Here is a 19,398-nt window from a genome sequence, read left to right as displayed (position 1 = left end):
GCCCATGATCTCTCTACTCACAGAGTTCCTGCCGCACATCATCGGCGCGCTGACCGTCATCGGTGGCGCGCTGGGGCTGTACTACAAGGGCAAGGGCAAGGGCCGACAGGAGGCCGAGCATGAACAGCAGAAGATCGATGCGGCGGCGGCCGATCGCCGCGATGATGCTCGTCGCGAGTATGAGCGCACTGGCGCTTCAGACAGGCTGCGCAAAGGGGACTTCTAGCAGTGCGGTGCAGCCGACGCTGTACAGCTACACGGCCGCTTTCCAGGAGAAGGCGGCGCAAGAGCTGGGCTGTCTGCCGCCACCCTGCCGGCGCAACGTCGTGAGCGAGGACTGCTCGGCGGTCGGAACTTTCGTCGAGGACTATGGGTCCGTGCGGGCGGAGATCCGGGCGATCGAGGATCGGTGAGGGGCGCCGTTCTCAGGCCTTCTCGTTACCACTTCGTTACCAGAGGTGGTGGGCGCGGCTGGGATTGAACCAGCGACCCCTACGATGTCAACGTAGTGCTCTCCCGCTGAGCTACGCGCCCGACCCCAGTGGCGATGGCGGGATGATCGCCTGCTGTGTGAGGCGGGCAGATAGCACCCACGCCGGCGTTTGGCAAGACTCCTCTGCGGTGCCTGTTGCCGGTCCCGCTCGTTTTGAGTGAAGCGCCTCACGCGACTTCCAGGAGGGCGTCGACCTCGCGCACCAGATCGCGCAGGTGAAAGGGCTTGGAGAGCAGGCGCGCGCCTGCCGGGGCCTGTTCCATCCGGCCGTCGCGCAGGACCACGGCGGCAAAGCCGGTGATGAACATGATGCGCAGGCCCGGATGCAGCCCGCCGGCCCGGCGTGCCAGTTCCATTCCGTCCAGCCCGGGCATGACGATGTCGGCCAGCAGCAGGTCCACCGCCTCTTCGTGAAGCTGCCTGAGCGCCTCGAGGCCATCGCCGGCCGCTCGGACGCTGTGACCCGCCGCGTCCAGTGCCCGCACCAGCACGCGCCGGAGGCCGGGATCGTCTTCCGCCAGGAGAATGCGCGCCATGGTGTGTCCTGTCTCTTTGCCTCATTGCCGGGGCACTGCCGGGGTGGCCGGCGGACCCTGCCTGATTTCGGATGGATCAAAGCGCGCCGCTTCGCGAGCATCGCTCAACGAGGTGGTGACCTGTGAAACGTCAGACTAGCGTATTTTCCTCGCCGAGGGTAGCCGCTCGGGCCGTCCGGCCGGCCCACAGGAGGGAGAGCAACGGGGCAGGCAAAGAAATCGTTGCGAAGTCCCTGCAACATTCGGACATTGGAGCGTACAGTCAGGAAGGCCAATTCCGGAGAGAGCATGGACGGTCCGGCCCATACGTCCGAGATCTGCGAGACCCACGAGGTTCTGCGCCCGCGCCGCCAGAGCCTGCCCCTGGTCGTGGCCTCGCCGCACAGCGGCAGCAGCTATCCGGCGGACTTCCTGGCGCGCTCGCGCCTCGATCCGCTGATGCTGCGGCGCTCGGAGGACAGTTTCGTGGACGAGATCTTCGCCGCGGCACCGGAGTTGGGCGCCCCCCTGCTGCGCGCCCTGTTTCCGCGGGCGTACGTAGACCCGAACCGGGAGCCCTACGAACTCGATCCCGCCATGTTCGACGAGCCGCTGCCCGACTATGTCAACTCGGCCTCGCCGCGCGTGGCGGCCGGCCTGGGCACGGTGGCGCGCGTGGTGGCCAACGGAGCCGAGATCTACAGCGGCAAGCTGGACCTGGCGGAAGCCCTGGAGCGCATCGAACGCTGCTACCGGCCCTATCACGAGGCCCTGGCGTGCCTGCTGGGGGAAACGCGGCAGCGCTTCGGGGCCTGCCTGCTGCTGGACTGTCACTCCATGCCGTCCAATGCCCAGAACTGGGGACGGGATCCGCGCCTGCCGGCCATGGATATCGTGCTGGGGGATTGCCACGGGGCGGCCTGCGCGCCGGAAGTCACCCAGTGCGCGGTGGAGGTGCTGAGCGCGGCGGGATACCGGGTGGGGCGCAACAAGCCCTATTCCGGCGGCTACGTCACGCGTCACTACGGCCGTCCGAGGGAAGGGCTCCATTGCCTGCAGATCGAGATCAATCGCCGGCTCTACATGGACGAAACGCGTATCCAGCGCGGCGCCGGGCTGAAGAAGCTGGCGGACATGGTGCCCGACCTGCTGGCCGGCCTGGGCAGGCTGCCTCTCGCACCGAGCTGAACCCGGCCGCAGGGCATCCGTCTCCAACAAAGGGGCAGCCGTTAACGAAAAAGAAAAAAGGGCCGTGCTAATGCACGGCCCAAGTCTAGGGAGGAAACGCCCTTAGAGACGTACGGCGGGAGGAGGATGTCCTCCTCATGCCGCACTGCACAATATGGCGATTTTGCTGCTCTTTGCAAGAGAAAAATTCATATCTAATTGGAATACATACATATTCCACCCAGGATTGGGTGTCTTTTGCGAGCGTCAATGGTGTCAAGTCTCTGTTGCGCCGCACAATTCCGGGAAACCGGGCAATCTGTGCCGGTTGCAGGGGCGCTGGGCGGTTCTTGGCACGCTTATTGCTTTTGCTGAGGGTGTGTTCACGGGAGGTTCCAAGTGACGTTGCTCGGCAGACTGTCCTTTATTCTGATGCTGCTCATGCTGCTGGCCTTCGCGGCCTGGCCGCTTAAGGCCGACAGCACGCGCATCGCGCCGGCGGGCGTCGATTCGGACTGGACGCTCTGTGCGCGCTATGTGGCCGAGGCCGAACGCATGCTCGGCGTGCCGGCACATCTTCTGGCGGCCATCTCCAAGGCCGAGTCGGGGCGGCACAACAAGGCTCAGCGGGCAGTTTTTGCCTGGCCCTGGACCGTGATGGCCGAAGGCAGGGGGCGATATCTGCCCAGTCGCGAGGCCGCTGTCCGGGAAGTGCGCAGCCTCAAGGCGAAAGGGGTGCGCAACATCGATGTCGGCTGCATGCAGATCAACCTCATGTACCATCCCCAGGCCTTCAGCTCGCTGGAGCAAGCCTTCGAACCGGCCTACAACGTCGCCTACAGCGCCAAGTACCTGCTCGATCACTATCGTGAGCTCAACTCCTGGGAGGCCGCGGTCGGCCGGTACCATTCTGCGACGCCCAAGTATAACCTGCGCTACCGCACCAAGGTCATGGACATCTGGCAGAAGGAGCAGCGCACGGCAGAGCGCGGCGGGGAGGAGGAGTATCGTCCGGTGCGCCAGGCATCGCGCCCGACAACCCACAGCGGCGAGACGACCCGCACGAGCACGCTGCCCTATACGGCCAAGCCAATGTCGGCCCAGCGCTTTGCCCATTCCTCGCAGATCCAGCCCGGCCCCTCCGGCCCCTTCTTTGCCCGCTAGGCGGCAAGGGGCGAAGATTCCTTGCGAGAAAACCTCTGCGGTGAATTGCGGTTCCCGATGACCGGCGCTATTCTCGCTCGCCCCGGGGACGACAAGCCCCTCATGCGAGACCATATACAGGTCGGGGCCATATAGAGGATCAATTCCCAGCTGGAAGGGTTAGGAGCGAGAGTATGTCTCAGCCGCGTACGCTGTTCGACAAGATATGGGACAGCCACCTCGTGGATCGGCAGGAGGATGGAACCTGCCTGTTGTATATCGACCGTCACCTGGTGCACGAGGTCACCAGCCCGCAGGCCTTCGAGGGGCTGCGCCTTGCCGGCCGCCCGGTGCGCCGCCCCGAGGCGACGCTGGCGGTGCCCGACCACAACGTGCCCACGGCGGACCGGGCGCGCGGGATCGAGGACGAGGAAAGCCGCATCCAGGTCGATACGCTGGAGAAGAACTGCGCCGATTTCGGCGTGCCCATCTTCCGCATGAACGACGTGCGCCAGGGGATCGTGCACATCATCGGCCCGGAACAGGGCCTGACGCAGCCCGGCATGACCATCGTCTGCGGCGACAGCCACACCTCCACCCACGGGGCCTTCGGGGCGCTGGCCTTCGGCATCGGCACCAGCGAGGTGGAGCACGTCCTGGCGACCCAGACACTCTATCAGACCCACGCCAAGAACATGCGCATCACGGTGGACGGGCCGCTGCCCACCGGGGTCACGGCCAAGGACCTGATCCTGGCCATCATCGGCAAGATCGGCACCGCCGGCGGCACCGGCCATGTCATCGAGTATGCCGGCCAGGCGATCCGCGACCTGTCCATGGAAGGGCGCATGACCATCTGCAACATGTCCATCGAGGGCGGTGCGCGCGCCGGCCTGATCGCGCCGGACGACACCACGATCGATTACATCAGGGGGCGGCCCTATGCGCCCAAGGGCGCGGCCTGGGAACAGGCCGAGGCCTTCTGGCGCGCGCTGCCGTCCGACGAGGGCGCGCGCTATGACAAGGAGGTGACGCTGTCCACCTCGGAGATCGAGCCCCTGGTCACCTGGGGCACCTCTCCGGAAGACGTGCTGCCGATCTCCGGAGCCATTCCGCGGCCCGAGGATGCGCCGAGCGAGAACAAGGCCATGGCCATCAAGCGCTCGCTGGAGTACATGGGCCTGACCCCCGGCACGCGCCTGCGGGACATTGCCGTGGACAAGGTCTTCATCGGCTCCTGCACCAACGGGCGCATCGAGGACCTGCGCGAGGTCGCGCGCGTGGCCGAGGGACGCCGCGTGGCCGACAGCGTCTATGCCATGATCGTGCCCGGCTCGGGCCTGGTGAAGGAACAGGCCGAGGCCGAGGGCCTGGATCGCATCTTCCGCGAGGCCGGATTCGACTGGCGCGAGCCCGGCTGTTCCATGTGCCTGGCCATGAACGCCGACAAGCTGAACCCGGGCGAGCGCTGTGCCTCGACCTCGAACCGCAACTTCGAGGGCCGGCAGGGACCGGGCGGTCGCACCCACCTGATGAGCCCGGCCATGGCGGCTGCGGCGGCCATCTCGGGCCATCTGAGCGACGTCCGCGAGCTGGCCTGCTGAGCAGGGCGCAAGGGAAGAGGAGACAAGACAATGGAAAAGTTTGACAAGCTGACTGCCGTGGCCGCGCCCCTGCCCATGGTGAACGTGGACACCGACATGATCATCCCGGCGCGCTTCCTGAAGACCATCAAGCGCACCGGCCTGGCCGAGGGTCTGTTCTATGCCCTGCGCCACGACAAGGATGGCAATCCCAAGGACTTCGTGCTGGACCGGCCGGCCTACCGGTCTGCGCAGATCCTGATCGTCGGTGACAACTTCGGCTGCGGCTCGTCGCGCGAGCACGCGCCCTGGGCCCTGCTGGACGCCGGCATCCGCTGCGTGATCGGGCCCTCATTTGCCGATATCTTCCACAACAACTGCTTCAAGAACGGCATCCTGCCGATCGTCCTGCCGCAGGAGGAGATCGACAAGCTGATGGAGGATGCCGAGCGCGGCGCCAACGCGACCCTGACGGTGGACCTGGAAGACCAGACCATCGAGCGGCCGGACGGTGGCCAGATCACCTTCGAGATCGATCCCTGGAAGAAGCACTGCCTGCTCAACGGGCTGGACGACGTGGGCCAGACCCTGAACAAGGCGGCCGAGATCGACAGCTTCGAGAACGCACAGAAGACGCACCAGCCCTGGCTCTATGCCTGAGCCGGATGTTCCCTCCCTTCCCACACGCGCAAAAACAGACAGGATGAAGTAGACAAGATGGCAGCCAACAAATCGATTCTGTTCCTTCCCGGTGACGGCATTGGCCCCGAGGCCATGACCCAGGTGCGCCGGGTCATCGAGTGGATGGGGCGTGAACGTTCCGTATCCTTCGATCTGGACGAGGACCTGGTCGGCGGCGCGGCCATCGATGCCCATGGGGTCCCCCTGGCGGATGCCACCATGGAGAAGGCGCTGAATGTCGATGCTGTCCTGCTGGGCGCCGTGGGCGGCCCGAAATGGGATGACCTGCCGTTCGAGAAGAAGCCCGAGCGCGGCCTGCTGCGCCTGCGCAAGGAGATGGAGCTCTATGCCAACCTGCGCCCGGCGCTCTGCTTCGAGGCGCTGGTCAGCGCCTCCAGCCTGAAGCCCGAAATCGTCTCGGGCCTGGATATCATGATCGTGCGCGAGCTGACCGGCGGGGTCTATTTCGGCGAGCCGCGCGGCATCGAGGAACTGCCCGACGGACAGCGCCGCGGCATCAACACCCAGGTCTACACGACCAACGAGATCCGGCGCGTCGGCGACGTGGCCTTCGACCTGGCGCGCAAGCGCAGCGGCCACGTGACCTCCAGCGAGAAGGCCAATGTCATGGAATCCGGCGTGCTCTGGCGCCAGGAGATCACGAAGCTGCATCAGGAGAAGCACAGCGACATCAAGCTGGACCACATGTACGCCGACAACGCCGGCATGCAGCTGGTGCGCAATCCCAAGCAGTTCGACGTGATCGTCACCGACAACCTGTTCGGCGACATGCTGTCCGACGTGGCGGCCATGCTGACCGGCTCGCTGGGCATGCTGCCCTCGGCCTCGCTGGGCGACGTGGATGCCAACGGGCGGCGCAAGGCGCTGTACGAGCCGGTGCACGGCTCGGCCCCGGACATCGCCGGGCAGGACAAGGCGAATCCCCTGGCCACGCTGCTCAGCTATGCCATGGCCCTGCGTTATACCTTCGATCTGGCAGAGGAAGCCGACCTGGTCGAACAGGCGGTGCAGAATGTCCTGGATTCCGGCATCCGCACGCCGGACATCATGGCCGAGGGAACGAAGGCAGTGTCAACCAGCGCGATGGGCGATGCGGTGCTGGCGGAACTCGATCGGCTCAACGGCTGAGGGTCTTGTCCCCGCGGTTGCCTCAACTTTGCCGTAAAGTGCACCAATCATGAAAGGCATCCTGCAGACTGTTCGCCGGAAAGCTGTGACCCTTTCCGGGCGAAGCGGCGCCATGCAGGGGTAAGTGGTTGCAATTTTGGGGCATTGGAAGAGGCAGTCTTGCAATAGTCCCGATTGCATCACACCTTGTGACCCAGTCCTTCCGACACGGAAGGACGACGCAGAATTATAATTTTCGAACAATGGATAAGGGGACTCAAGATGTCCAAGTTCGCACGTACATTCGCTATCGTCGGTATTGCAACCCTCGGCGCGACCGGTCTTACGGCCTGCTCGACCGCCATGAGCGAAGAGGAAAAGTCCATGATGGAGCAAGTCCAGGCTTCGGCTGAACGGGCCGAACAGGCTGCTCGCTCCGCTGAGGATTCCGCCACGCGTGCGGAAGCGGCTGCAGAGCGTGCCGAAGGTGCGGCCGCCCGTGCCGATCGGGCTTTCGAGAGCTCGGTCCGCAAGTAAGCCTTTCGGACTTCTTCCGGAAAAAGAACCCGGTCTCTCTTTGCAGGGGCCGGGTTTTTTCGTAGCTGCAAGCGTGGGATGAAAACACCTACCAGAGTGTTTTCGGTGCCCGTTCCGCCCAGTCGCGGTCGAAGCTCTCGCCGTTGATCCGCGCATTGGAGGCCGCTTCGAGAATCTCACCGGCGCTGGGCAGGCTCTTCGGATCCACCTGGCTGTCGCCCTGCCAGAGACCGGCGCGCAGGATGGCGCGCGCACACTGGAAATAGACCGTCTCGACAGAGATCACCAGGGCTGTCTTCGGCGGCTTTCCGTCGATCGCCAGGCTGTCCAGCAGTGCCGGATCGTCGGAGATGATCGCCCGCCCGTTGACCCTGAGCGTCGTTCCGCTGCCCGGTATGAGGAACAGCAGGGCCACGCGCGGGTCGTTCAGGATGTTGCGCAGGGAATCCAGACGGTTGTTCCCCTTGCGATCGGGCAGGACCAGGGTGCGGTCGTCCGCGACCCTGAGAAACCCCGGACGATCGCCGCGTGGGGAGCAATCCAGCCCTTCGGGACCGGCCGTGGCGAGGACGGCGAAGGGCGAGGCCTCGATCAGGCGCGCATAGGGCGGGATGATCCGGTCGGTTTCCTTCAGGCGCGCGGCGTCCGAGACGCGCGTCTCGTAGATGGCTTCCAGCTGTTCAAGGGAATCAACGGCCACGCCTGCTCCTCCTGTCCTGCTCACGCGCTATCTGCCTGCACGGGGACACTCTGTGCCCACAGCGCCGCTCCTTCAAGCCACCTCTGGCAAGTCGTCTCTGGCAGTCGGCAGGATCGCGCGGCGCTTCAGACATTGACCTGGACGGGATAGCCGCGCCTTTCCATGCCGGCCTTGTCGATCGCCTGCCAGTTCAGGCGTCCCTTCTCGGTCCCGGCGGCCCGCATGACGCGGTCGATCAGGTTCTCAGGCAGCCGGGGTTCGAAATAGCCTTGGGTCTCCACCTGGTCGGCCTGGGTCTGGGTGGGGTGAACCTCCAGATAGAGGGCGTCCCCGACCCAGGCGATCTTGACCGGTTCGTCCTTGACCTTGACCGCGGTGCCGATGGGCACGTCGGGGTAAATCTCCTCGACGTCCTCGGGATACATGCGGATGCAGCCGGCACTGGCACGGCGCCCGATGCCATAGGGATTGTTGGTGCCGTGAATGAGATAGGCCGGCCAGCCCAGGTAGAGGGCGCGCGTGCCGAGGGGATTCTCCGGACCCGGTGGCACCACGTCCGGCAGCTCGGGTTTCTCGGCCTTGATGGATTCCGGAGGATACCAGGTCGGGTTCTTGGTCTTGCGCTCGATGCGGGTGCTGCCGAGCGGCGTGGTTCGCCCCTCGCGGCCGATGCCGATGGGATAGAGCAATGGCAGGACGTCGGCATTCTGGAAGTGGTAGAGCCGCATTTCCGGCAGATTGATCACGATGCCATTCTGCTGGCTCTCGTCCGGCAGCAGGGTCTGTGTGGGCAGGGTGACCTCCGTCCCTTCGCCGGGCAGCCAGACGTCGACATCCGGGTTGGCGGCGCGCAGGGCCACGAACCCGACGCCGAAGCGGGTGGCGATGTCCACAAGGGTATCGTCCTTTTTGGTCTCATAGATGCGAAGTTCTCCGACCAGCCTGCCTTCCGGGCGACTGTCGTCGTCCGGCGCTGTCCCCTCTTCGGCCTGGGCGCGCGTCACGGAGAGGGAGCCGGGCGCCAGGACGCCTGCTGCAGCCGTCCAGGCACTGGCTGTCAGGAAGGCCCGACGGGAGAGAGAGTTCAGGCGAAATCGTGTCTGCGGCATATCTGTTCGTCCATCTGCATCCCTTGCAAAACGGCGGCAAAAGACTAAAGTCCGAGCCCCGTTCAGGCGCAAGTCAAATATGGATAGTTATTATGGGTTACAAGGTGGCAGTCGTCGGAGCAAGCGGCAACGTAGGTCGCGAAATGCTCACGATCCTCGCGGAACGCGAATTCCCGGTGGACGAGGTCTATGCGGTTGCATCCGAGCGCTCGGCCGGAAGTGAGGTTTCCTTCGGCGACGACAAGGTCCTGAAGGTCCAGGATCTGGCGAAGTTCGACTTCACCGGGGTGGATATCGCGCTCTTCTCGCCGGGCGGCAAGGTCTCCGAACAGTATGCGCCGATCGCGGCGCGCGCCGGGACCGTGGTCATCGACAACACCTCGCAGTTCCGCATGGACCCGGACGTTCCCCTGGTTGTGCCCGAGGTGAACGCGGAAGCCATCGCCGGCTACGGGCGCAAGAACATCATCGCCAATCCCAACTGCTCCACCATCCAGCTGGTCATGGCCCTCAAGCCCCTGCACGAGGTCATGCCGATCGAGCGCGTGGTGGTGTCCACCTACCAGTCGGTCTCCGGCGGCGGCAAGGAGGCCATGGACGAACTGTTCAACCAGACGCGCGCGATCTATGTGAACGATCCGATCAAGAAGGAACAGTTCACCAAGCAGATCGCCTTCAACGTCATTCCCCATATCGATGTCTTCATGGACGACGGCTCCACCAAGGAGGAATGGAAGATGACGGTGGAGACCAAGAAGATTCTGGATCCGCAGATCAAGCTGCATGCCACCTGCGTGCGCGTGCCGGTCTTCGTGGGGCACGGCGAGGCCGTGAACATCGAGTTCATGGACGAACTGGACGAGGATCGCGCTCGCGAGATCCTGCGTGAGGCGCCCGGCATTTCCGTCGTCGACCACCGGGTGGACGAAGGCTATGTGACCCCGGCCGAAAGTGCCGGCGAGGATTCGGTCTTCGTCAGTCGCATCCGCCAGGATCCCACCACCGACAACGGGCTGTCCATGTGGGTGGTCTCCGACAACCTGCGCAAGGGCGCGGCGCTCAACACCGTGCAGATCGCCGAGACCCTGGTGGAAAGCTATCTCTAGGCCTGCCTGGCTGTCGTCGCCGTGTCGTGTCGGCAGGTATCGAGGGTTGGTTCCTAGCCGACCTTTTCCGGCGTGAACGGCTGTCGCGGCGCGACGAAGCGGTCCTGGGCGGCGATCAGCTGCAGTTCCCGCGTGCCGGCCTCCAGCGTCGCCGAGATGATCTCGAAGACGGCGGTCGCCATGGCGGCCAGGCTGTCGGGGGCCGAGCGGGTCTTCAGGAAATGTGCCAGGAACAGGGCGGTCACGGCATCGCCGGCGCCGTTGGGCGGAATGTCCAGCGGCAGCATGGGCGTGCGGACCCGCCAGGCCCCTTCGTCGGAGACGGACAGCATCTCGATGGAGTCTTCGGGGGTCTCCGAAGTCTTGAGCGAGGTGACCAGGACCACCTTCGGACCAAGGGCGCGCGCCTTGTTCGCGGCCTCGATGGCGTGCGCCAGGTCGCTGGGACTTTCGCCGGTTAGCAGCTCCAGCTCGAACTGGTTCGGCGTGATGATATCGGCAGCGGGCACGGCACGGTTTTTCATGAACTCGGGGATCTCGGGCTGGACGAAGATACCGCGGCCCACATCCCCCATGACGGGATCGCAGGCATAGAGCGCATCCGGCCGGGCGGTGCGGACGCGATCCACCGTCGACAGGATGGTCTCCCCCAGCTTTGCCGCGCCCAGGTAGCCGGACAGCACGGCGTCGCAGGCCTCGGCCGGGGCCCGTTCGAAGATGCCCGAAAGCACCGACGAGATATGCTCGGGCGAGAAGATCTCTCCGGTCCAGCTGCCGTAGCCGGTGTGGTTGGAAAACTGGACCGTGTTGACGGCCCAGACATCAAACCCCAGGCGCTGCAAGGGGAAGACAGCGGCACGATTGCCGACATAGCCGTAGGCGACGTGGGACTGGACGGAGAGTATGCTCATTTCGGGATCGTTCCGTTCCGAGGATGATTTTTGTTCCGGCAAACTTGCTGTAGCGGGGCTGCTTGGGCAAGGTTCCTTTCAAATCATACAGGCGATATGCTCTGACCGAACCATGCTTTGCCAGCAATGCAGATACGATAGGAAGCAATAGAGATGACCGAGGTTTTCCGCCCCCGCCGCAGCGTTCTCTACATGCCCGGCTCCAACACCCGCGCCCTGGAGAAGGGCCGTGACCTGCCGGCCGATGCCCTGATCCTGGATCTCGAGGATGCCGTGGCCCCGGATTCCAAGGAGGAGGCCCGGGCCAACATCGCCGAGGCGGTGAAGCAGGGCGGATACGGCGGGCGCGAGATCATCGTGCGCGTCAACGGGCTGGAGACCGACTGGGGACGGGCGGATATCGAGGCCCTGGCCTCCTGCGGGGCCGACGCGCTGCTGCTGCCGAAGGTCGAGTCGGCCGCCATGGTCCAGCAGGCGGAAGAGCTCATGGCCAAGGCAGGTGCGCCCGACTCCATGGGCATCATGTGCATGATGGAGACGCCGCGCGGGATCCTGAATGCCGACGAGATCGCTCAGGCCAGCAAGCGGCTGGTCTGCCTGGTGATGGGGACCTCCGATCTGGTGAAGGAGCTGAACGCCGAGCATACTGCCCAGCGCCTGCCGGTCCTCACCTCGCTCTCACTCTGCGTTCTGGCGGCCCGGGCGGCGGGTCTCGCCATCGTCGACGGCGTGTACCTGGACCTCAGCGACGAGGAGGGCTTTGCCGAGCATTGCCGGCAGGGCCGCGAGCTGGGCTTCGACGGCAAGACCCTGATTCATCCCAAGACCGTCGCCAAGGCCAATGAAGTTTTCGCGCCGTCCCCTGAGGAAGTGGCCGAGGCCAACCGCGTCATCGAGGCCCATGCCGAAGCCGTCCGCGAAGGCAAGGGTGTGGTCGTCCTGGACGGCAAGCTGATCGAGAACCTGCATGTGGAGACCGCGAAGCGGACCGTGGCCCTGGCCGAGGCCATCCACGAGCTGGACAGCCAGGCGGTTTCCTGACCGGTTCTCGCGTCCACCTCCGCCTTCACGGCCACAATCGAATGGAGCCCCCCGGTGAGCGACAAGGCCTTTCACGGCAATTTCTTCGAGGATTTCACGCTGGGCCAGGAGATCCGTCATGCCACGCCCCGCACGGTCACGGAAGGCGATGCGGCTCTTTATACGGCCCTGACCGGCAGCCGCTTCGCCCTGCACTCCTCGGCCGATTTCGCAGCGTCCCTCGGACTCGAGGAAGCGCCGCTGGACGACCTGCTGGTCTTCCATCTCGTATTCGGGAAATCGGTGCCGGATATATCGCTCAATGCCGTGGCCAACCTGGGCTATGCCGAGTGCCGCTTCGGCATACCGGTCTATCCCGGAGATACCCTGACCGCCTATTCACGGGTGATCGGGCTCAAGCAGACCTCGGCCGGCACCACCGGTATCGTCTATGTGCAGACCACAGGCGTGAACCAACTGGGTGAAGCGGTCCTGGACTTCAAGCGCTGGGTCCTGGTCAACAAGCGGGATCCCGAGGCCCCTGCACCGGAGACGGAGGTTCCGGAGCTGTCCGAGGCCGTGGCGGCGGGGGAGCTCGTTCTGCCCGTCGGCCTGACCTGTGCGGGCTATGACGCGGAGCTGGCCGGCAGCCCGCATTTCTGGGAGGACTATGCCCCAGGTGAACGCATCGACCACGGTGATGCGATGACACTGGAAGAGGCCGAGCACCAGATGGCGACGCGGCTGTACCAGAATACCGCCAGGGTGCATTTCGACCAGCTGGCGGCGAACGACAACCGCTTCGGCCGACGCATCGTCTATGGCGGGCATGTCATGTCCCTGGCGCGGGCACTCAGTTTCAACGGGTTGGGCAATGCCTTCCGGATCGCGGCCATCAACGGCGGGCGGCACGTTTCCCCAACCTTTGCCGGACATACGCTCTTTGCCTGGTCGGAGGTGCTGGAGAAGCGGGAGCTGCCGGGCCGGGAGGATCTGGGGGCGATGCGGCTGCGCACCCTGGCCACGAAGGACCGGCCCTGTGCCGATTTTCCCGACAAGGACGCCGAAGGCAAGGCGGATCCGGCCGTGGTGCTGGAGCTCGACTACACCGTGCTGATACCGCGCCGCGGCTAGGGGCTCAGGCCGTCCCGGCGTGACTGGCCTGGACCAGGCCGTGAATGAATCGCAGCTTGCCCGTGACCGTCGGGGCCAGAACAAAGGGGTAGAGATCCGGCTGTCCCATGCTTTGATTGAGACTGTTGACGGCCAGGGTGAGCGGCGGCCAGGCCGCGATCAGGCGATCGAAGTCCGCTTCCTGATAAGAATCGAAATCGAAGTCCCGGGCGATTTCCGGATTGTGGCCGGCCTGTGGGGCGATGCGCAGGCGGAAGGCATGGGCGCTCTCCAGCGTATCGAGGATATGCAGGTAGTGCGCCCAGCTTTCCGCGAAATCCTCCCAGGGATGTGCGCTGGCATAGCTGCTGATGCAGTGCTCCTGCCAGTCGCGTGGCGGCCCTTGTTCGTAGTGGACCTGCAAAGCGGCTGTGTAGTCCTGGCGCTCGTCACCGAACATCTCCCGGAAGGCCCTGTGCCAGACACCGTCCCGCACCAGGCGTTCCCAGTAGTAATGCCCGATCTCGTGCCGGAAATGGCCCAGCAGGGTGCGATAGGGTTCGGCCATCTCCTGCCGGTGACGTTCACGCATCGCGTCGTCGGCTTCCGAGATGTCCAGGGTGATCAGGCCCTGGGCGTGGCCGGTGACGACTTGCGGCCCCTCGCCGAAGGCGTCGGGTACCTGGCCGAGGAAATCGAAGGCCAGGCCCTTGTCCAAATCCTCGCGCTTGGTCATGAGCGGCAGGCCCAGGCGCAGGAGGCCGTAGAAAAGGCGATGCTTGGCGCTTTCGAGCCTTTGCCAGAGCAGCAGGGCCCGGTTGTCGGCGAGGTTCGGTATGGTTCGGTTGTGCCGACAGGCGCGGCAGTAGATGTCCGCACTGTCTCGAGGAACCAGCCAGTTGCAGGCCTCATGTTCGGCATTGGCACAGAAGCGGACGTATCGGTCCGGAAAGGCCATTGGGCGCCAGGAGCCGTCCCCTGCAGCCTCGAGTGCCGTGAGCGTGGTGTCCTCGGCGAGGTAGCCCAGTGCCAGGCCGCAGCGTTCACACAGCGTGTTCTCGAAATAGGTCCGCTGGCCGCAGTTCTGGCACTCGAAGAGCTTCATGCAGCGGCTCTGGATGGCAGCTGTTCGCGTTTCATTTCCCGGATTGTCACCATCTTTCCCAGTCGCTCGTCCCACAGAACGAACCAGAGAGCACGCATTGCGTCGCGGAAGGACAGCTGTGGGACTTCCCGCAGGTCCGACAGGGCGGCGTGACAATCGCGCAGTCGGTAATTGGGAATGCGTGGATTGAGATGGTGTACGTGGTGATAGCCGATGTTGCCAGTGAACCAGCGCAGGGGGCCAGGCAATCTTAGAAAGGTCGAGCCCTGGAGTGAGGCCGCCTGGGCATCCCATTGTTCATGACGGAACCATTGAGCCTTCTCGCTGCGATGCTGGACCGAGAACAGCCAGACACCGATGATCGAGGCCAGGATCATCACCGGCACCTGCACGAGGGCCACCTGTCCGAAGCCCAATACCAGTCCGAGGCTGCCCAGCAGGCCGACCAGAGCGATGTTCGTCAGGTAGACGCCCCGTCTTTCGCGCTTCCAGTTGCGCGGCATGTCGAAGGGCAGGCGATAGAGGACGAAGAAGATCAGTGGCGGCAGCACCAGGTTGGCCACGACAGGATGCCGGGCGGCGCGGTACTCCCAGCGCTTGCGTCGGCTCAAGGCAAGATACTCCTCTGTGGTCAGGCAGGAGGAGTAGATGTCGGCACCGGTCTCACGCCGATCCAGGTCGTTCCAGACGCCGTGATGACCCGCATGCTGGCGCCGCCAGGAGGTGTAGGGGGTCAGGGTCAGAAGCCCGCAGAAAAAACCGGTGACATTGTTCGCGCGTCTCGAGCGGAAAAAGGAATAGTGGCCGCAGTCATGCTGGATGATGAAGATGCGCACGAGAAAGAGCGCGGCCAGGGGGGCGAACGCCAAGGACAGCCACAGAGAGTGAGGTGCCAGCAGGTGCATGCCGGCACAGGTCAGGAAGAAGCCTCCGAGGGAGGTGGCGAGCTGGCCAAGGCTTTCGTGGATTGTGGGAGTCTGGAAGCCTGCGGTTGCGCGTTGAAGCGCGACCTTGTCGAGGTCCGTTACCCGGAGGGTGTCTGCTGAAATTACTTTGATCTTTCACGGGCTTGAGCGTTGAGGCAACGCCTTTTCCAGTGATTTCATGATGGTTTTACATCAGAAACGGGAAATGAACGTATAGTCCTCATGTAAATATTATATACTGGGAATCAATTGTGCAGAACCCATATATTCATAATCGGCAAATTAATGCCAAAAATCACGAAAGAAAATTTCAATGTCATTCAAAGATTTCTCGTCCAAGCAGAAACCGAAGCCTGACAACAAACCCGGTACAAAACCGGAGACAGCGCCGTCCGCCGGCGGCAAGACCGGTCAATCCGCAAAAGACGCAAAACCGGCGCGCTGAAGCTTGGCATCCTAAGTGCCTTTCGGGGTGCGACTGTCCGGAAGGCAGGCCAGCCGCCGGACAGGCCCCCATGATTCCAGTCGACAGGGAAGCCAGCACATGACCGCCCCGCCACCTTCCGGCGACGATTTGCCGGACGATATGTCACCCGTACATGAAAGCAAGACCAGGCAGTGCCTGCGCTGTCGCGCCCGGTTCGAGAGTCAGTGGGCGGGAGAGCGCATCTGCGCTCGCTGCAAGGGCACGACAAGTTGGCGCAACGGCTCCTCGATGCCGACCATCGCGACAAGCGAAAGATGACAGGGACCGTGTGAGCTTTCCCCGGCCCGGAAGCTCGGGCCAGGTCTCCTCCTCGAAGCGCCGGTCCCTTGCCCGCAGGCGGCAAAGGGCGTAAACAGCCCCTGAATTTCACAGGGGGCGAGTGGCCCAATCACAGCTTTCGAGGAGTCGTCTCATGGCACGGAGCAAAATTGCACTGATCGGCGCAGGCAACATTGGCGGTACGCTGGCATCGTTGGCTGGTATCAAGGAACTGGGCGACGTGGTGCTCTTCGATATCGCCGAGGGGCTGCCGCAGGGCAAGGCGCTTGATATCGCGCAATCCGCCCCGATCGAGGGCTTCGATGCGAAGCTGAAGGGTGCCAACGACTACGCCGACATCGCGGACGCCGACGTTGTGATCGTGACCGCTGGCGTGCCGCGCAAGCCGGGCATGAGCCGCGATGACCTGGTCGAGACCAACATGAAGGTGATGAACTCGGTGGGCGAGGGCATCAAGACCTACGCACCCAATGCCTTCGTGATCTGCATCACCAATCCGTTGGATGCCATGGTCTGGGTGCTGCGCGAGGCCAGTGGCCTGCCGCACAACAAGGTGGTCGGCATGGCCGGCGTTCTGGATTCCGCACGCTTCCGCCATTTCATCGCCGAAGAAGTCAAGGTCTCCGTCGAGGACGTGCGCGCCTTCGTGCTGGGTGGCCACGGCGACTCCATGGTGCCCATGACACGCTACTCCACCGTGGCCGGCATCCCCTTGCCGGACCTGGTGGAGATGGGCTGGATCGACCGCCAGCGCATCGAGGAAATCGTGCAGCGCACCCGTGACGGCGGTGCCGAGATCGTCGGCCTGTTGAAGAGCGGTTCGGCCTTCTATGCCCCGGCTTCCTCGGCCATCGAGATGGCCGAGAGCTATCTGAAGGACAAGAAGCGTGTCCTGCCCTGCGCGGCCCATCTGAATGGGGAGTATGGCGTGGAAGGGCTCTACGTCGGCGTGCCCGTCGTGATCGGTGAAGGCGGCGTCGAACGGATCGTGGAGCTGCAGCTGACCGAGGAAGAGCGCCAGGATTTTGCGCAGTCCGTGGATAAGGTTCGCGGCTTGCTGGACACCTGCCGGAAACTGGCTGCCGGCTGATGCTGTGTCCCCTGGAGGAATATCTGGTGGAACCCGCCGGAAATCCCGGCCTCGACGGTTGCGTGTCGCAGGCAGGGTGATAAAGTGACGCGCGGTTCCAAGGGGGCGGGGAGCAGCGTCTGACTGTTCCTTCCAGCCCACACATCTCTTAGCAGCAAGACCACAAACATCACGAACGGACCAGCATGAATATCCACGAATATCAGGCCAAGAGCCTGCTGGCGAAGTTCGGCGTCGCCGTGCCAAGGGGCCAGGTGGCCTATACGCCGGCCGAGGCCGAAAAGGCAGCCGACGAGCTGGGCGGACCCGTCTGGGTCGTCAAGTCGCAGATCCACGCAGGCGGCCGCGGGGCCGGTCGCTTCAAGAATGATCCTGACGGCAAGGGCGGCGTCCGGGTCGTCAAGTCCAAGGACGACGTACGAGACAATGCCAAGCAGATGCTGGGCGCCACGCTCGTCACCAAGCAGACGGGGGACCAGGGCAAGGAGGTCAAGCGTCTCTACATCGAGGAAGGTTGCGACATCGCGCGCGAGCTCTACCTCTCGATGCTGCTGGACCGGGCCACCTCGCGCGTGACCATCGTGGCCTCCACCGAGGGCGGCATGGAAATCGAGGAGGTCGCGGCGGAAAGTCCGGAGAAGATCGTCAAGGAGGCAATCGATCCGGCCATCGGCTACATGCCCTACCAGGGGCGCAAGATCGCCTTTGCGCTGGGCCTGGAAGGCAAGCAGATCGGCGCTGCGGTCAAGTTCATGGGCGCCATGTACAAGGCTTTCACCGAACTGGACGCCTCGTTGCTGGAGATCAATCCTCTGGTGGTGACCGGCGAGGGCAGCGTGCTGGCGCTCGATGCCAAGATGACCTTCGACGACAACGCGCTGTTCCGGCACAAGGAAGTGGCCGAACTGCGCGACGAGGACGAAGAAGACCCGATGGAGATCGAGGCCAGCCAGCATGAGCTGAACTACATCAAGCTGGACGGCAACATCGGCTGCATGGTCAACGGCGCTGGCCTGGCCATGGCGACCATGGACATCATCAAGGTCTATGGTGGCGAGCCGGCGAACTTCCTGGATGTCGGTGGCGGTGCCACAAAGGAGCGCGTGACAGCGGCCTTCAAGATCATCCTGTCCGATCCGAATGTGGAGGGCATCCTGGTGAATATCTTCGGCGGCATCATGCGCTGCGACGTGATCGCCGAGGGTGTCGTGGCGGCGGCCCGGGAAGTGTCCCTGCATGTGCCGCTGGTGGTGCGCCTGGAAGGCACGAATGTGGAACTGGGCAAGAAAATTCTCGAAGAATCGGGCCTGCCGATCGTCTCGGCGGACGATCTGGCGGATGCAGCCGATAAGATCGTGAAAGCGGTAAAGGAGGCTGCATAATGTCGGTCCTCGTCGACAAGAATACACGCGTTATCTGCCAGGGCTTCACCGGGGCCCAGGGCACTTTCCACAGCGAGCAGGCGATCGCCTACGGCACGCAGATGGTCGGCGGCGTCACCCCCGGCAAGGGCGGCACGAAGCATCTGGACCTGCCGGTCTTCAACACGGTAAGCGAAGCCGTCGACGAGACGGGGGCCAATGCCAGCGTGATCTATGTGCCGCCGCCCTTCGCAGCCGATGCGATCCTGGAGGCCATCGACGGCGGCATCGAGACCGTCGTGTGCATCACCGAGGGCATTCCGGTGATGGACATGGTCAAGGTGAAACGCGCGCTGGCGGACTCCAACACGCGCCTCATCGGTCCCAACTGTCCGGGTATCATCACACCGGATGCCTGCAAGATCGGGATCATGCCGGGACACATCCACAAGCGCGGCAAGGTCGGCATCATATCGCGGTCCGGAACCCTGACCTACGAGGCCGTGGCACAGACCACCTCGGCGGGCCTGGGGCAGTCCACCTGCATCGGAATCGGCGGGGATCCCGTGAACGGCACCAATTTCGTCGACTGCTTCAAGCTGTTCCTCGATGACGACGAAACCGAGGGCATCATCATGATCGGCGAGATCGGCGGCGATGCGGAGGTCGATGCGGCCGAGTTCCTGCAGGCCCAGGCGAAGAGAAAACCCGTGGCCGGCTTCATCGCGGGACGCACGGCACCGCCGGGGCGTCGCATGGGGCATGCCGGGGCCGTGATCTCCGGCGGCAAGGACACCGCCGATTTCAAGATCAAGGCGCTGGAGAAGGCCGGGGTCCATGTTTCGGCCTCGCCGGCGCACCTGGGAAGCACTATGGTTGAAGCAATGAAGGCCGCGTAAGAGGCACCCTAGTTTGAAGGAGAGGCGGCGGGGTCCGCCAGCCGG

General features: G+C 64.1%; 21 protein-coding genes and 1 tRNA gene. 15 read left to right on the top strand and 7 right to left on the bottom strand.

Annotation, left to right across the window (positions count from 1 at the left end; all coding sequences use genetic code 11):
- Positions 1 to 4: 4 nt before the first annotated feature.
- Both ACFOW6_RS01595 and ACFOW6_RS01590 read left to right on the top strand, forming a co-directional pair.
- Positions 5 to 226 (top strand): hypothetical protein, encoded by a 222-nt coding sequence (locus ACFOW6_RS01595; RefSeq protein WP_382420465.1) that lies wholly within the window; start codon positions 5 to 7, stop codon positions 224 to 226.
- Between the two features lie 7 nt (positions 227 to 233).
- Positions 234 to 413 carry a hypothetical protein gene (locus ACFOW6_RS01590; RefSeq protein WP_382420463.1) on the top strand — a complete coding sequence of 60 codons (180 nt, stop codon included), beginning with the start codon at positions 234 to 236 and terminating at the stop codon, positions 411 to 413.
- Positions 414 to 459: 46 nt separating this feature from the next.
- On the opposite strand, the gene ACFOW6_RS01585 is transcribed toward ACFOW6_RS01590, so the two are convergent.
- Both ACFOW6_RS01585 and ACFOW6_RS01580 read right to left on the bottom strand, forming a co-directional pair.
- Positions 460 to 534, bottom strand: a tRNA-Val gene (locus ACFOW6_RS01585).
- 126 nt (positions 535 to 660) lie between these two features.
- Positions 661 to 1,029, bottom strand: coding sequence for a response regulator (locus ACFOW6_RS01580; RefSeq protein ID WP_382420461.1), 369 nt, complete (start codon positions 1,027 to 1,029; stop codon positions 661 to 663).
- A gap of 288 nt (positions 1,030 to 1,317) precedes the next feature.
- Here ACFOW6_RS01580 and ACFOW6_RS01575 point away from each other — a divergent pair, with 288 nt between their 5' ends.
- The 6 genes from ACFOW6_RS01575 (at position 1,318) to ACFOW6_RS01550 (ending at position 7,247) form a co-directional block, all read left to right on the top strand.
- Positions 1,318 to 2,196, top strand: coding sequence for an N-formylglutamate amidohydrolase (locus ACFOW6_RS01575; RefSeq protein WP_382420459.1), 879 nt, complete (start codon positions 1,318 to 1,320; stop codon positions 2,194 to 2,196).
- Between the two features lie 378 nt (positions 2,197 to 2,574).
- Entirely contained in the window at positions 2,575 to 3,339 is a 765-nt protein-coding gene (locus ACFOW6_RS01570) for a lytic transglycosylase domain-containing protein (protein WP_382420457.1), read from the top strand.
- 173 nt (positions 3,340 to 3,512) lie between these two features.
- Positions 3,513 to 4,922 (top strand): 3-isopropylmalate dehydratase large subunit, encoded by a 1,410-nt coding sequence (gene leuC / locus ACFOW6_RS01565; RefSeq protein WP_382420455.1) that lies wholly within the window; start codon positions 3,513 to 3,515, stop codon positions 4,920 to 4,922.
- A 30-nt stretch (positions 4,923 to 4,952) separates the two neighbouring features.
- Positions 4,953 to 5,561, top strand: coding sequence for a 3-isopropylmalate dehydratase small subunit (gene leuD, locus ACFOW6_RS01560; protein WP_382420454.1), 609 nt, complete (start codon positions 4,953 to 4,955; stop codon positions 5,559 to 5,561).
- A 57-nt stretch (positions 5,562 to 5,618) separates the two neighbouring features.
- Positions 5,619 to 6,731, top strand: coding sequence for a 3-isopropylmalate dehydrogenase (leuB, locus tag ACFOW6_RS01555; protein WP_382420453.1), 1,113 nt, complete (start codon positions 5,619 to 5,621; stop codon positions 6,729 to 6,731).
- Positions 6,732 to 6,992: 261 nt separating this feature from the next.
- On the top strand, positions 6,993 to 7,247 hold the full coding sequence (locus ACFOW6_RS01550; protein WP_382420451.1) for a hypothetical protein: 255 nt from the start codon (positions 6,993 to 6,995) through the stop codon (positions 7,245 to 7,247).
- Between the two features lie 88 nt (positions 7,248 to 7,335).
- Here ACFOW6_RS01550 and ACFOW6_RS01545 read toward each other — a convergent pair whose 3' ends face one another.
- Complete coding sequence (locus ACFOW6_RS01545) at positions 7,336 to 7,947, bottom strand: pyridoxamine 5'-phosphate oxidase family protein (RefSeq protein WP_382420449.1); 612 nt, start codon at positions 7,945 to 7,947, stop codon at positions 7,336 to 7,338.
- 125 nt (positions 7,948 to 8,072) lie between these two features.
- On the bottom strand, positions 8,073 to 9,056 hold the full coding sequence (locus ACFOW6_RS01540; protein WP_382420447.1) for a L,D-transpeptidase family protein: 984 nt from the start codon (positions 9,054 to 9,056) through the stop codon (positions 8,073 to 8,075).
- Positions 9,057 to 9,148: 92 nt separating this feature from the next.
- On the opposite strand from ACFOW6_RS01540, the gene ACFOW6_RS01535 reads away from it, so the two are divergent.
- Positions 9,149 to 10,162, top strand: a complete 1,014-nt coding sequence (locus ACFOW6_RS01535; protein WP_382420445.1) for an aspartate-semialdehyde dehydrogenase — start codon at positions 9,149 to 9,151, stop codon at positions 10,160 to 10,162.
- A gap of 53 nt (positions 10,163 to 10,215) precedes the next feature.
- Here ACFOW6_RS01535 and pdxY read toward each other — a convergent pair whose 3' ends face one another.
- Positions 10,216 to 11,073, bottom strand: coding sequence for a pyridoxal kinase PdxY (gene pdxY, locus ACFOW6_RS01530; RefSeq protein ID WP_382420443.1), 858 nt, complete (start codon positions 11,071 to 11,073; stop codon positions 10,216 to 10,218).
- A 153-nt stretch (positions 11,074 to 11,226) separates the two neighbouring features.
- Here pdxY and ACFOW6_RS01525 point away from each other — a divergent pair, with 153 nt between their 5' ends.
- Both ACFOW6_RS01525 and ACFOW6_RS01520 read left to right on the top strand, forming a co-directional pair.
- On the top strand, positions 11,227 to 12,114 hold the full coding sequence (locus tag ACFOW6_RS01525) for an HpcH/HpaI aldolase/citrate lyase family protein (protein WP_382420441.1): 888 nt from the start codon (positions 11,227 to 11,229) through the stop codon (positions 12,112 to 12,114).
- Between the two features lie 54 nt (positions 12,115 to 12,168).
- On the top strand, positions 12,169 to 13,227 hold the full coding sequence (locus ACFOW6_RS01520; RefSeq protein WP_382420439.1) for a MaoC family dehydratase: 1,059 nt from the start codon (positions 12,169 to 12,171) through the stop codon (positions 13,225 to 13,227).
- A 4-nt stretch (positions 13,228 to 13,231) separates the two neighbouring features.
- On the opposite strand, the gene ACFOW6_RS01515 is transcribed toward ACFOW6_RS01520, so the two are convergent.
- Both ACFOW6_RS01515 and ACFOW6_RS01510 read right to left on the bottom strand, forming a co-directional pair.
- On the bottom strand, positions 13,232 to 14,311 hold the full coding sequence (locus ACFOW6_RS01515) for a zinc-binding metallopeptidase family protein (protein WP_382420437.1): 1,080 nt from the start codon (positions 14,309 to 14,311) through the stop codon (positions 13,232 to 13,234).
- Positions 14,308 to 15,180 (bottom strand): fatty acid desaturase, encoded by an 873-nt coding sequence (locus ACFOW6_RS01510; protein ID WP_382420435.1) that lies wholly within the window; start codon positions 15,178 to 15,180, stop codon positions 14,308 to 14,310. The genes ACFOW6_RS01515 and ACFOW6_RS01510 overlap by 4 nt, the downstream gene beginning before the upstream one ends.
- 370 nt (positions 15,181 to 15,550) lie before the next feature.
- Here ACFOW6_RS01510 and ACFOW6_RS01505 point away from each other — a divergent pair, with 370 nt between their 5' ends.
- The 4 genes from ACFOW6_RS01505 (at position 15,551) to sucD (ending at position 19,353) form a co-directional block, all read left to right on the top strand.
- Positions 15,551 to 15,682 (top strand): hypothetical protein, encoded by a 132-nt coding sequence (locus ACFOW6_RS01505; protein WP_382420433.1) that lies wholly within the window; start codon positions 15,551 to 15,553, stop codon positions 15,680 to 15,682.
- A gap of 454 nt (positions 15,683 to 16,136) precedes the next feature.
- Positions 16,137 to 17,093, top strand: coding sequence for a malate dehydrogenase (mdh, locus tag ACFOW6_RS01500; protein WP_382420431.1), 957 nt, complete (start codon positions 16,137 to 16,139; stop codon positions 17,091 to 17,093).
- 185 nt (positions 17,094 to 17,278) lie between these two features.
- A complete protein-coding gene (sucC, locus tag ACFOW6_RS01495; RefSeq protein WP_382420429.1) occupies positions 17,279 to 18,475 on the top strand; it encodes an ADP-forming succinate--CoA ligase subunit beta in 1,197 nt (398 codons plus the stop codon).
- Positions 18,475 to 19,353: a succinate--CoA ligase subunit alpha gene (gene sucD, locus ACFOW6_RS01490; RefSeq protein WP_382420427.1), complete on the top strand. Its 879-nt coding sequence runs from the start codon at positions 18,475 to 18,477 to the stop codon at positions 19,351 to 19,353. Before sucC ends, sucD begins: the two co-directional genes overlap by 1 nt.
- Positions 19,354 to 19,398 lie beyond the last annotated feature (45 nt).

Origin of the sequence: Fodinicurvata halophila (assembly GCF_042651425.1) — a bacterium.
Taxonomy (GTDB): domain Bacteria; phylum Pseudomonadota; class Alphaproteobacteria; order Kiloniellales; family DSM-21159; genus Fodinicurvata; species Fodinicurvata halophila.
This window is presented reverse-complemented; position numbering and strand designations above follow the sequence as displayed.